The sequence below is a fragment of the Steroidobacter denitrificans genome (assembly GCF_001579945.1).
In the GTDB taxonomy this organism is placed as follows: domain Bacteria; phylum Pseudomonadota; class Gammaproteobacteria; order Steroidobacterales; family Steroidobacteraceae; genus Steroidobacter; species Steroidobacter denitrificans.
On the sequence record NZ_CP011971.1, the window covers coordinates 2,052,724 to 2,064,647 of the forward strand.

At 63.9% G+C, this 11,924-nt stretch carries 11 protein-coding genes and 1 pseudogene; 1 reads left to right on the top strand and 11 read right to left on the bottom strand.

The window, feature by feature from the left end:
- Nucleotides 1-130: 130 nt before the first annotated feature.
- Together recJ and ACG33_RS09465 are read right to left on the bottom strand one after the other, a co-directional pair.
- A complete protein-coding gene (gene recJ, locus ACG33_RS09460) occupies nt 131-1,900 on the bottom strand; it encodes a single-stranded-DNA-specific exonuclease RecJ (protein ID WP_066923140.1) in 1,770 nt (589 codons plus the stop codon).
- On the bottom strand, nt 1,894-2,937 hold the full coding sequence (locus ACG33_RS09465; protein ID WP_210398991.1) for a hypothetical protein: 1,044 nt from the start codon (nt 2,935-2,937) through the stop codon (nt 1,894-1,896). Before ACG33_RS09465 ends, recJ begins: the two co-directional genes overlap by 7 nt.
- Nucleotides 2,938-2,997: 60 nt before the next feature.
- Between ACG33_RS09465 and ACG33_RS09470 the strand changes: the two genes are divergently transcribed.
- A complete protein-coding gene (locus ACG33_RS09470) occupies nt 2,998-3,384 on the top strand; it encodes an Mth938-like domain-containing protein (protein ID WP_210398992.1) in 387 nt (128 codons plus the stop codon).
- A gap of 776 nt (nt 3,385-4,160) precedes the next feature.
- Here ACG33_RS09470 and ACG33_RS09475 read toward each other — a convergent pair.
- The 9 genes and pseudogenes from ACG33_RS09475 to kdsA all read right to left on the bottom strand — a co-directional run bounded on the left by ACG33_RS09475 (nt 4,161) and on the right by kdsA (nt 11,889).
- Nucleotides 4,161-5,015, bottom strand: coding sequence for a peptidoglycan DD-metalloendopeptidase family protein (locus ACG33_RS09475; RefSeq protein ID WP_083536665.1), 855 nt, complete (start codon nt 5,013-5,015; stop codon nt 4,161-4,163).
- 26 nt (nt 5,016-5,041) lie between these two features.
- Nucleotides 5,042-5,737, bottom strand: a complete 696-nt coding sequence (locus tag ACG33_RS09480) for a protein-L-isoaspartate(D-aspartate) O-methyltransferase (protein WP_066920680.1) — start codon at nt 5,735-5,737, stop codon at nt 5,042-5,044.
- The gene (surE, locus tag ACG33_RS09485) at nt 5,713-6,480 is read right to left on the bottom strand and encodes a 5'/3'-nucleotidase SurE (RefSeq protein WP_066920682.1); all 768 of its coding nucleotides are present in this window, start codon (nt 6,478-6,480) and stop codon (nt 5,713-5,715) included. The genes ACG33_RS09480 and surE overlap by 25 nt, the downstream gene beginning before the upstream one ends.
- Nucleotides 6,481-6,699: 219 nt before the next feature.
- Entirely contained in the window at nt 6,700-7,836 is a 1,137-nt protein-coding gene (gene truD, locus ACG33_RS09495) for a tRNA pseudouridine(13) synthase TruD (protein WP_066920686.1), read from the bottom strand.
- On the bottom strand, nt 7,833-8,381 hold the full coding sequence (gene ispF, locus ACG33_RS09500) for a 2-C-methyl-D-erythritol 2,4-cyclodiphosphate synthase (protein WP_066920688.1): 549 nt from the start codon (nt 8,379-8,381) through the stop codon (nt 7,833-7,835). Before ispF ends, truD begins: the two co-directional genes overlap by 4 nt.
- 63 nt (nt 8,382-8,444) lie before the next feature.
- Nucleotides 8,445-9,173: a 2-C-methyl-D-erythritol 4-phosphate cytidylyltransferase gene (gene ispD / locus ACG33_RS09505; RefSeq protein ID WP_237392605.1), complete on the bottom strand. Its 729-nt coding sequence runs from the start codon at nt 9,171-9,173 to the stop codon at nt 8,445-8,447.
- A 272-nt stretch (nt 9,174-9,445) separates the two neighbouring features.
- Nucleotides 9,446-9,712 (bottom strand): annotated as a pseudogene (gene ftsB, locus ACG33_RS16965) (cell division protein FtsB); the annotation flags it as partial.
- 48 nt (nt 9,713-9,760) lie between these two features.
- Nucleotides 9,761-11,059 (bottom strand): phosphopyruvate hydratase, encoded by a 1,299-nt coding sequence (eno, locus tag ACG33_RS09515; RefSeq protein WP_066920693.1) that lies wholly within the window; start codon nt 11,057-11,059, stop codon nt 9,761-9,763.
- Nucleotides 11,056-11,889 carry a 3-deoxy-8-phosphooctulonate synthase gene (kdsA, locus tag ACG33_RS09520; protein WP_066920695.1) on the bottom strand — a complete coding sequence of 278 codons (834 nt, stop codon included), beginning with the start codon at nt 11,887-11,889 and terminating at the stop codon, nt 11,056-11,058. Before kdsA ends, eno begins: the two co-directional genes overlap by 4 nt.
- Nucleotides 11,890-11,924 lie beyond the last annotated feature (35 nt).

Below are 11,924 nucleotides of genomic sequence, written 5' to 3' on the forward strand. Positions count from 1 at the left end.
TGGTTGCGGGTTCATGCGCCGGTCTTGCCCGTCCGGCAGCGTGCCTGTCCGGCGCCGAGCAAGTCGTGGATCGCGATCCGAAACGGCAATGTTAGCATGCGGACATACAGGTACAGGCCGAAAGCGTCGATCAGCCCTCGTCTGCCAGATCCCGCGGTGTGCGCGTCCGCGACCTATCATCCAGGATGCGCAGATGCTCCGCGATCAGCTGCAGCCTGCCGGTGCCGCCATAGTGGTTGACATCCAGCCGATAGGCCAGCTCGATCCACGCGCCGAGCTGCACCTGCGGCGCATCCTCCTGGTCGAAATGCCGGAAGACGATCGCCTCACAGCAAGCGTCGAGTCCGTCATGCACCTCCAGTTTCAGGTGCCGTCCGCCGCCCAACACCCGCAGCCGGCGCACCTGGAAACGACCATCGAACAACGGCTCGGGAAATCCCTGCCCCCAAGGTCCCGACTCACGCAGCAGCTGCGCAATCTCGAGCGTCAGCTCATCGCTGCGCAGGGCGCCATCGGAATGCACGATGCCGACCGCCTGATCGATGCTCATCCACCGGCGCACCTCCGCATCGAAGGCCTCGCGGAACCGATCCAGACCCTGCGCCGGCAATGTCAGGCCCGCAGCCATGGCATGGCCGCCGAATTTTTCGATCAGCTCGGGATGCCGTACCGCCACCGCCTCCAGCACGTCGCGCACGTGGACCCCGGGCACCGAACGCGCCGATCCCTTGAGGGAGTCCGCGTCGGCGCGCGCCAGCGCAATCACCGGACGGTGCAGCTTGTCCTTGACCCGGGAGGCGACCAGGCCGACCACGCCCTGATGCCAATTTTCGTCGAACAGACACATGCCCAGCGGTAGTTGCGGATCTTCCGCGCGCATGTTCGCCACGCTCGCCATGGCATCCTGTTGCATCTGGCGTTCCAGTTCGCGCCGATCCTGGTTGAGCTGTGTCAGGCGCGCGGCAAGCTGGCGTGCCGTCTGCGCATCGTCGCTCAGCAGGCACTGGATTCCGATCGACATGTCGTCGAGCCGTCCGGCCGCATTCAGGCGCGGACCGACCTGAAACCCCAGATCCGCCGCCAGGACGCTCTCCGGGAGGCGATTGGCCGATTCAAGCAGCGCGCGGATGCCGGGCAGGCAACGGCCGGCACGAATGCGCCGCAGGCCTTGATATACCAGTATGCGATTGTTGCGATCCAGCGGCACCAGATCCGCCACCGTGCCCAGTGCTACCAGATCGAGCAGATCCGCCACCGGCTCGGGATGCAAACATCGTCCGCGCGTCTGCATTTCTCGAGTCAGCGCCGCCATCAAGTAAAAGGCCACGCCCACGCCTGCCAGCATCTTGCTGGGAAAACCGTTCTGCGCATTGGGATTCACGATCGCGTTCGCTGCCGGCAGGGTTGCAGCCGGCAGGTGATGATCGGTGATCAAGATATCGATGCCCAGCATGCGCGCCTGATCCACGCCGGCATGACTGGAAATGCCGTTATCGACGGTAATGATCAATCCCGGCTGCTGTTGCGCGGCCAGTTGCACGATCGGCGGCGTCAGGCCGTAGCCGTACTGGAAACGGTTCGGCACGATGAAGTCGACGTCCTGAAATCCGAGGCGCCGCAGCTGGCGTACCACCAGCGCGGTACTGGTGGCGCCGTCGGCATCGAAGTCCCCGACCACGATGATGCGGCTGCGTCTCGCGTGATGGACGCACAATAGTTCCACTGCGGTACCGATACCGTCCAGCCGGCCCACCGGTATGAGCCCGGTCAGTTCCAGATCGAGTTCTTCGGCCGCGCGCACGCCGCGTGCCGCGTACACACGCCGCAGCAGCGGATGCAGATCGGCCGGCAGGGTATCGCGCTCCGGCACCGACCGGCGCCGGATGGTACGTGTCAGCATGTCGGCCACTGCTCCGCCGCAAGCGGTCTGCGCCACAGCGCATGGCGTGCACCGCGCCCCACGAGGATCCGCCAGCGATCCAGTACCAGTTCCAGCCGCGAGATGCCGCCCGGCACCAGCGCAGCCGCAAGGGGGGCCAGCCAGGCGGATTCCAGGGTGTCCAGGTCGTCGGTATCCACGACCACCACTGCGCCGGCCTTGGACGGCGCCGGCAATGACGCCGCATCCATCGGCGCCGGCGCCACCGTCAGGCCATACAGGCGATACAGACCGCGAAGATAGGCATCCCGGCCAAACGCCAGCGGCAACGCCGTACGCCGCGGCAAGCTGTCCAGATCCAGGACACCTTCGCCGTGCAGCCAAAGCGCATTCACGGGCAGCGCGCCTCGCGCCTGGCGCTGCGCATTCACGGGATGCTCATGCAGCAGCATCTGCAGTTCGGTCATCAGGCGCCTGAGCATCGCAGCATCGCGTCCCTGCGGCATGGCCTCGTCCAGCGGCATGGACACGGCATGCTCGGGACTCACGCTCATGAATTGCCAGGCATGCGCGCCGCGTACCAGCCATTCGCTATCGCTTTCCTGTCTGCCGAGCAATTCGAAATCCGACGACTGCAGATGCGCCGCCAAAGATGGCATCAGTGCAGCTCGTTCGGCGGGCAGGAGGCGATTGTGTTCGCACAAGAGCATCGCCGACAAATGCTGCATGCCCGCGGCGAAATACAACGGCTGGGCGTGCATCCAGAAACCAGCGGCCGGCTCCCCGAGCTCACCGGTGCGGATCAAGGCGGCGCTGGGAAAATGCGCGGCCGCGCCGCCGAGTCCTACCGCCTCGAGCAGCGCGCTCTGCCAGGGGGCCAGGGCGCCGGGCCGGAACGGACGACAGGCCTGTCGCGATGCCTCATGCCCGGTTCCGTCCGCCTCCAGACAGCGGATCGAGCCGCGACCCGCGAGCAGTGCCAGCTGCCGCCAACGCACCTGGCGCTGCTCGCGGGCGCGAGCCAATGCGGGTCCGATCCGGGGGGCAATCAGGGTCAAGGAGCGGGATAGGGACATCTTCACGCGGCGATGGCGGCGGTAATGCGCTATCGTAACCGAATGAAGCTGACAGACGATGGAATTACGGGCGCGAACCTGGTGCACTCCTATGCGCGCGGCCAAGTGCGGGTGGCCGGCGAAGTGATTCGTGGCAGCTGCCTGATCAGCCGGGATCGGCTCGTGCGGGCATGGCGCCCTCGCTCGATCGCCCAACTCACCGAGGAAGACTTCGAGGCCGTGCTGGCGCTGGAGCCGGAGATCGTCGTACTCGGCTCGGGCGCAGACCAGCAATTTCCGGATTCGCGCCTGCTGGCCACGCTGATGTCCCGTGGCATCGGCTGCGAAGTCATGGAGACCGGAGCAGCCTGCCGTACCTACAATGTCCTGGTCAGCGAAGATCGCCGCGTCGTCGCCGCTCTGTTGCTGGAGGACGATGAGGAATCATGATGTATCGGCTGATCGCTGAGGCTCGGCAAAAACACCGGAATTTGCTTCTACCGGTGCAGGATCACCGGTAGGGCTCTTTGATTTGCTTCTACCGGTGCAGAATCACCGGTAGGGCTCTTTAGATTTGCTTCTACCGGTGCAGGACCACCGGTAGAAGACGCGAGGGACTGAAGTTCGTTCGACCCAACTCGTCATTGCCGGCGCATCAAGCGTCGTGCAGGTGACGAAATATTCTTGTTGTTCTGTTTTGTTCTTCTTCGCGCTGTTTCCTCGAATCCCCCTCCGCCCCCGCGTCTTCTACCGGTGATCCCGAAAAACCATCCGCTTACTCCCTCTCCTTAAGGTTCGCTCTCCTTGGACTCGCTTTCCTTGGACTGCCTCTCCTGGCTCCACTCTGCCTCCTTTCTCCTTATCTCCTTATCTCCTTATTTCCTTAATTTCCTTATTTCCTTTCTCCTCTCCCCCTTGGCGGCGACCAACCTTGTAGGCAGCTGCCGGACTCGGTCTTGATTTAGACAGAGTCCAGATTTATTCGTCGCCACACCGCGACATCGCGGGACGGATGTTAGACACACGATCGCATGCAGTGCAACTCTTTATTGACAAGTTTTTGCGGAATATATCCTCAGGGAGAACGTGCAATCCGCTCCCTAGCATCCATTGTCATTCATGGCTGTCACTCATGAATGCCGCGCGTGACCGCCGTTCATGAGTGCCTATGCGTACGACATGCGTCTCATCGCCGCCATTATTCGCATCATTGCCGCATCACCAAGCTATCGTTGCGGAAGCAACGTCAAGGGATTGTGCGGCTCGCCGTGAATCCGAATCTCGAAATAGAGCATCGGCGTTCCCTGCGGGCCCGCCCCCATCGTCGCGATACGCTGTCCCGAGGAAACGGTGTCGCCCTCTCGAATTTCGACCGAGCGCGTATGACCGTAGGCGCTGAGATACGTATCATTGTGCTTGATGATGACCAGCTGTCCGTAGCCGAGCAGGCCCGTACCGGTGTACACGACCTTGCCCGGACCGGCGGCGCGGATTTCATCGCCGAGGCGTCCGCTGATCGTCAGGCCATGTCCGCCGTTGGGCCGCGCCGTCAACGTAGCCGTACCGCTGCCGACCGGCCATTGCCATTTTACCGGTGGGCCGAGAGGCCGGGCTGCGGCTGACGGAACACCTCGCCTGGCAGCCGGACCGCTCGATCCCGGTCTGACGGCCGCACCGCTCCCGGTAGCGGCACGTGTATCGACGGCTTTCCTGCCGCGCGATGCGGAGCGCGGGTACAGCTTCAGCACCTGCCCCGGATAGATCACATAATCCTTTCCAATACCGTTCCAGCGAGCCAGATCCTTGTAGCTGTACCCCAGCCGCGTACCGATGGAAAACAAAGTATCGCCGCGCTTGACGGTATAGGTGCCGGCGCGTTCGGGCGTGGATGCGCAGGCGCCAAGCAGCAGCGACACCCACAGAATTACAATGCCGGCGCGCAGCGCACGATAAGGGACGTTCACGCCGCGGGCGGATCGGGCATCGGGTGCAGATGCCGCCGGAGCCTTGGCGATGGAAGACTGAAACCAGTGTATCCGTGGAGCATCCTGAGGGCATTCGAGATCGGACATCCGGGACATTCTGGCATCCGGGGCCGAGCGTGCCTTTAAGCCGTGCCCTTGACCAGGGGCACGAAGCTCACCAGCCCCAGAGTTTCGGTCTTCAGCTCATCGTTGTGTCGCGTGATCCGCAGCAACTGCTGATGCCCTTCAGGTCCCACCGGAGCGATGAGCCGCCCGCCCGGCGCCAGTTGCTCGAACAGCGTCTCGGGTATCGCCAGCGGCGCCGCAGTCATCAGGATACCGTCGTAGGGGGCATGCGCAGGCCAGCCCTCGAAACCGTCTCCATGACGTAAATGGACATTGGTGATCTTCAATTCCCGAAGACGCTGGCGCGCGCGATCCTGCAGGCTGCGGATACGTTCGACGCTGAAAATGAAACGCACCAGCGGCGCCAAGACTGCCGTTTGATAGCCGCATCCCGTCCCCACTTCCAGCACCTTGCCCAGCGTGCTCCCCTCGATGAGGGCTTCCGTCATGCGCGCCACGACGAAGGGCTGGGAAATCGTCTGCCCCTGGCCGATCGGCAGCGCCGTATCCTCATAGGCGCGCGTGGCCAGTGCTTCGTCGACGAACAGGTGGCGTGGAACATTGCGGATCTGCTCCAGAACGCGAGCATTGGTGATGCCTTGCTCGCGCAGGCGCTGCACCAGACGTTCGCGGGTGCGTGCCGAGGTCATGCCGATACCGGCACGCTTGCTGCCATCCTGAAATGATTTCACGGCTCGCGTCCCTGCAGCCATTCCCGCATGTCATCCAGCATCGAGTGCCGGGTGAGGTCGATTTGCAGCGGCGTCACCGACACTCGATTGTTCGCGATCGCATGAAAGTCCGTTCCCGGACCTGCATCATCGCCGCCACCGGCGGCGCCGACCCAGTACACCGGCCGGCCGCGCGGATCCTCGGAACGAACGATGGGCTCGGAACGGTGCCGAAATCCCAGGCGCGTCGCCTCGTAGCCGCGCAACTCCTCATAAGGCACGTCCGGCACATTGACGTTCAGGATGGTGGCCCGATGCAACGGGCTGCGCTGCACCCGCATGACCATCTCCACGGCGACGCGTGCGGCGGTCTGATAATGCCTGCCGGAATCCGCCCCCACGACCAGCGACATCGCGATCGCCGGCAGACCCAGGAAGCGCCCCTCCACGGCAGCTGCGACGGTGCCGGAATACAGCACATCGTCGCCAAGATTCGCGCCGTCGTTGATGCCGGAGACCACCATGTCGGGTTCCGGCTCGGCGGCGAACAGCCCGGAAATCGCAAGGTGTACGCAATCGGTCGGCGTACCGTTCACCACGAAATAACGGCGCTCGCCATACGGCAGCACGCGCAGCGGCACCTCCAGCGTCAAGGAATTGCTGGCACCGCTGCGATTGCGATCCGGCGCAACGACGGTAATCTGCGCCAGAGGGGCAAGCGCCTCGGTGAGCGCACCGAGACCGTCGGCTCGGTAGCCGTCGTCATTGCTGATGAGAATCTTCACGAATCCACTTGATATTAGCTGGAAATCATTCTGTACAGACCCCATGCCTGCGGCGCGGAACTATACTGCAATCCCCCCACGATCACATGGCCGGGGTCATTGTCATGAGCTATGCGGACGACGGCATGCAGCCATGCGCGGCCTGTAAGCCCTACGGCGGCTGCGGCACGCCGCATGTCGCTGGCCGCCGGTCCGCTCATGGCGGCACGCCGGGCGCCGCTATTCCTGATCCTCGGGCATATCCTGGATGAAAGCATTATCCAGCAGTTCATGCATGACGGCTGTCGCGAATGCGCCGCGCGGCAATCGAAAGGCGAGCCGGATCTGTGTCTTCGTAGTCTGCGTGTCCGTGACCTGCATATCCGCAGCCGGGTCGCCCGCAGTGTCGCAACGTGCCGCGGTGATGGACCAGGTCAGCTCGCCGACTCTCGCTCGCAAGGTGCGCCGCTGCGCTTCCATTCCTTCGCGAGCCAGGCCTTGCGCCAGTATCGGGTAGAGGGCGGCAACCTGCCGTTCCAGCGACGGCATCGGCTCCGGCGCGCCGCGCTCCGCACCCCATAATGGCCCCGTCGGGTGAATATCCAGCTGCCGGCAGCGCTCGCGCAAAACCTCATCGACGACGGGTACGGCAAAGATGCTGGCACTGCCGTCCAAACCGGCGATATCGCCATCGCACAGACGATTCCAGCTGCCCTCGGCCACACGTTGCGCCAGTACGGCATTGAAGATCGCAGCGCGCGCCGCCGACAGTGCGAAACCACGTTGGGTGCGATCCCGAGGTACGGCCTCACCTGCAAACCAGGCCTGCGCAAGTTTCAGGTTTTGTCCGGCATGGCCGAAGCGCTGGGGTCCGAAGTAGTTCGGGATGCCTTCCAGCGCGATCGTTCGCAGCCTCGCCTCCAACAGCGCGGCATCACCCGCGAAATCACGCACCAGGATCTCGAACTCATTGCCGCGCAAAGCGCCGCGTCTCAGCTTGCGACGCTGGCGGGCCACCGCGATCACTTCGAAACCCTCGCCCGAGACGGCCAGCCATTCCTGGATGTCGTCCCGGCCGATCGCCGAACGCGCCGGCACGGTGAACGACTGCTCGGCCACGGCGTCGCGATCCTTCAAGCCGGCGAAACCGACATCGCGAACATGGATCTTGGCGATGCGCGCCAGCTGTTTCGCAACCCACAGGGTATTGGCCCCACGCTTGCGCAGCTTCAGCAGCAGATGGTCGCCCTCCCCGTCTGCTTCGAAACCCAGCCATTCGCGCACCACGAAATCCTCCGGTACGGTGCGCAGACGCGCACGGCCCGCCGGTCCGCCGTGGGCGCGCGGCAGGTGGGACAGGGATTCCGGCTCGATCATACGGGTACGGCCTCCGAACCGGTCTCCGGACCGGCTCCTTCGCGCGGGCCGGTTCCTTCGGGAGCGTACTCGATCAGCGCAATGGCCTGGCAGGCAAGTCCTTCACCATGCCCGATGAAACCCAGGCCCTCGCCGGTCGTCGCCTTGATGTTCACACGCGCGGTCTCCAGACACAGGTCAGCAGCGATATTCGCGCGCATCGCAGCGCGGTGGGCGCCCAGGCGCGGCGCCTCTGCGAGGATCGTGGCATCGACATTCACAATGCGATAACCCTTTTGTTGCAGCAGTTCGCGCACATGGCGCAGAAAACCACGGCTGTCAGCGCCACGCCAGCGCGCCTCCGAATCCGGGAAATGGATGCCGATATCGCCCAGGCCCGCAGCGCCCAGCAAAGCGTCGCACAGCGCATGCAGCAGTACATCGCCATCGGAATGGGCCTGCACGCCGCGAACATGGGGAATCCGCTCGCCGCCCAGGGTTACATAACTGCCGGCAGTGAACGCGTGCACGTCATAGCCTTGACCGATACGCAGTGCAACGCTCATGCACCTGCCTTTCCGGATTCGTTCATTCCAACGCCTTCATTCATTCCAGATACGCTTGCGCGTTTACTCGGGTGTCGCATCCTGCCCGGAGGCGTCGAGGATCCGCGCAGCGCGTACCAGATCCTCCGGCAGGGTGATTTTGATATTATCGGCATCGCCGGCCACCACCTGCGGGCGCAGGCCCAGCGCCTCGATGGCCTGCGCCTCGTCGGTCACGGCGAACTGCCGCTTGGCACAATGCGTCATGGCACGCATCAGTATGCCGAATCGGAACAGCTGCGGCGTAAGCGCCCGCCACAAACGCTCGCGCGGCACGGTCTGCACGACACGCTGCGACTCATCCACTTGCTTGAGCGTGTCCACGACCGGCGTGGCGAGTAATCCGCCGACTTCGTCATCCTGTAGTTGCTCGAACAACCGTACCAGATCGGCAGCGGCCAGGCAGGGACGCGCGGCATCGTGCACCAGTATCCAGTCGCGCTCATTCGCCTGGACGCACGCCGCCGTCAGCCCGGCACGCACCGAATCCGCACGCTCATCGCCGCCGATGGCGATGGCGATCTTGGGATGATTCGCCACCGGCAGGCTCGCCCAGTGGACATCATCCCGGGACAGCACCACGATGATCCGCCGGCAGGCAGCATGATCCAGCAGCGGCGCAAGCGACCATTCGATGACCCGGCGGCCCGCCAGCGCCAGATACTGCTTGGGCATGGATTGCGGCCCCATGCGCCGCGACATGCCCGCGGCGGGAACGATCGCCTGATAGCCTGTCTGGCTGTCGGAGTCCACCGGTGTGCCTCGTCCTACCGCGTACCCACCGGTGGGGCGGCCGCGCGGCGCACATCCGCGCGATCGGATCTACCCGCACCCTCGCCGTCATCGCCTCGCGGTGCAGCGGGCGCCGGCTGCGCCCCCGGGCGCTCTTCATGAGACGGCAGGGATGGACTGGAACCAGGCATGCTACCTGGATGTCGTCCCGGCCGATCACGCTTCCGATCCTGTGGCCCCTCGTTCTGCGAAACATCGGCATCGGCGTGGGCATCGGCCGCCGCACGCCTGGGCTCGATGACCTGGTAGAAGGTCTCGCCCTGCACGATCATGCCTAAATCGGTGCGGGCACGCTCCTCGATCGCCGTCGTACCCTTCTTCAGATCCTGAACCTCGGCGGCCAAGGTGCGATTGCGCTCGCGAAGAACAACGTTTTCCTCGCGCTGCGCGGAGATTTCGCCGCGCAGTTGCTTCACCTCGCGCATCCCGCTTTCCCCCAGCCACAGCCGATACTGCAAAAATACGAGCAGCAGCAACAGTCCCGCAGCCAGGAATTTCATGCTTCAGTGCGGCACGTCGACCGAGGACCGTCAGCAGGCAAGGACGGGTCAGCTGGACAGGCCCGGAAGCGGCACGGGGAACGCCTCTGTACCGGCATAACGAGCCTCATCGCCCAATTCCGCCTCGATACGCAACAGTTGATTGTATTTGGCGATGCGATCCGATCGCGACATGGAACCGGTCTTGATCTGGGTGGCCGAAGTCGCCACGGCAAGATCCGCAATCGTGGCATCCTCGGTTTCTCCGGAACGATGCGAGACGACCGAAGCATAGTTTGCCGCAGTTGCCATCTCGATCGCCGCCAGCGTTTCACTCAGCGTACCGATCTGGTTGGGCTTGATCAGGATCGCGTTGGCGATGTGTTTATCGATCCCTTCCTTGAGTATTTGAGTGTTGGTGACGAACAAATCATCCCCCACCAATTGCACGCGACCACCCAGGCGCCGTGTCAGCAGCGCCCAACCATCCCAATCGTCCTCGCTCATGCCGTCCTCGATCGTGATGATCGGATAGCGGCCCACCAGGCCTTCCAGGTAGTCGGCAAACTGTGTGGCGGTGAATTTGCGATTCTCGGAGGCCAGATCATAGATTCCGGCATGGTGGAATTCGGTGCTTGCCACGTCCAGCCCCAGGAACACTTGCCGCCCGGCCTGGTAGCCGGCGCGCTCGATGGCCTCCAGGATGGTTTCCAATGCCGCCTCGTTGGACGGCAGATCCGGTGCAAAGCCGCCCTCGTCGCCGACCGCGGTCGACAGCCTGCGCTCGTGCAGCACCTTCTTGAGCGTATGGAAAATTTCCGCGCCGTAGCGCAGCGCCTCGGACAGCGAAGGCGCGCCGACGGGCAGGATCATGAACTCCTGGATATCGACGCTGTTGTCGGCGTGAGCCCCGCCGTTGATGATATTCATCATGGGCACCGGCAGGATCTTCGGACCCGGTCCGCCAAGACGGCGGAACAGCGGCTGCCCCGCTTCACGCGCCATCGCATGCGCATTCGCAAGCGACACCGCCAGCAAGGCATTGGCGCCCAGCCGCGCCTTGGTCGGCGTGCCGTCCAAGCCGATCATCAGGCGGTCGATCTCTTCCTGAGCGGACGCCTCGCGTCCCAGCAAGGCCTGGCGAATTTCCGTGTTGACATTGGCCACCGCCCGGGTGACCCCCTTGCCCAGGTAGCGGCGCGGATCACCATCGCGCAGTTCGACTGCTTCGCGCGTACCGGTGGACGCACCGGAGGGCACCGCGGCGCGGCCCATGGCGCCGGAATCCAGCAGCACATCGGCTTCCACGGTGGGATTGCCGCGCGAGTCGATGATTTCGCGCCCGCGGATGTCGACGATCTTGCTCATAACAGGCTTTCCTCATAAGGCTGACGTTTGACGATTCGATCGAGTTCTTTGAGCGTCGTCAGCAGCGCCTCCATGCGGCCCAGGGGCCACGCGTTCGGGCCGTCCGACAAGGCCTTGTCCGGATCGGGATGAGTTTCCATGAACAGTCCCGCCACACCCGCACCGATGGCCGCGCGCGCCAGCACCGGCACGAATTCGCGCTGCCCGCCGGAGGCACTGCCCTGTCCGCCCGGCAGTTGCACGGAATGGGTCGCATCGAACACGACCGGGCAGCCGGTGTCGCGCATCACCGCGAGCGAACGCATGTCCGAGACCAGATTGTTATAGCCGAAACTGAAGCCGCGTTCACAAACCATGATCTGCTCGTTGCCGGTCGAGCGCGCCTTGTCGACCACATTGCGCATCTCCCAGGGCGAAAGGAACTGTCCCTTCTTGATGTTCACGGGACGCCCCTGCGAGCAGACACTGACGATGAAGTTGGTTTGCCGGCACAGAAATGCCGGCGTCTGCAGCACATCCACGACCGCAGCCACCTCGGCAAGCGGCGTATCCTCGTGCACGTCGGTCAGCACCGGCACGCCAAGCTGCCGCTTGACCTCCGCGAGGATACGCAAGCCCTCCTCCATGCCCGGACCGCGAAAGCTCGCACGCGAGGAGCGGTTCGCCTTATCGAAGGAGGATTTGAAAATGAACGGTATGCCCAGATGCGCGGTCAGCTCCTTGAGCCGGCCTGCGGTCTCCAGGACCAAGGTCTCGCTTTCGACCACGCACGGGCCGGCGATCAAAAAAAAGGGCTGCTCGGCACCGACGGTATGATTGCAAAGTTGCATCGTGACTCGTATGCATGGCGCCAGATGCTGACGCC

Bases quoted from the DNA above. Each gene is read 5' to 3' on its own strand.
- recJ (WP_066923140.1), bottom strand. From the start codon at position 1,900: ATGCTGACACGTACCATCCGGCGCCGGTCGGTGCCGGAGCGCGATACC.
- ACG33_RS09470 (WP_210398992.1), top strand. From the start codon at position 2,998: ATGAAGCTGACAGACGATGGAATTACGGGCGCGAACCTGGTGCACTCC.
- ACG33_RS09475 (WP_083536665.1), bottom strand. From the start codon at position 5,015: ATGTCCCGGATGTCCGATCTCGAATGCCCTCAGGATGCTCCACGGATA.
- ACG33_RS09480 (WP_066920680.1), bottom strand. From the start codon at position 5,737: ATGGCTGCAGGGACGCGAGCCGTGAAATCATTTCAGGATGGCAGCAAG.
- truD (WP_066920686.1), bottom strand. From the start codon at position 7,836: ATGATCGAGCCGGAATCCCTGTCCCACCTGCCGCGCGCCCACGGCGGA.
- ispF (WP_066920688.1), bottom strand. From the start codon at position 8,381: ATGAGCGTTGCACTGCGTATCGGTCAAGGCTATGACGTGCACGCGTTC.
- eno (WP_066920693.1), bottom strand. From the start codon at position 11,059: ATGAGCAAGATCGTCGACATCCGCGGGCGCGAAATCATCGACTCGCGC.
- kdsA (WP_066920695.1), bottom strand. From the start codon at position 11,889: ATGCAACTTTGCAATCATACCGTCGGTGCCGAGCAGCCCTTTTTTTTG.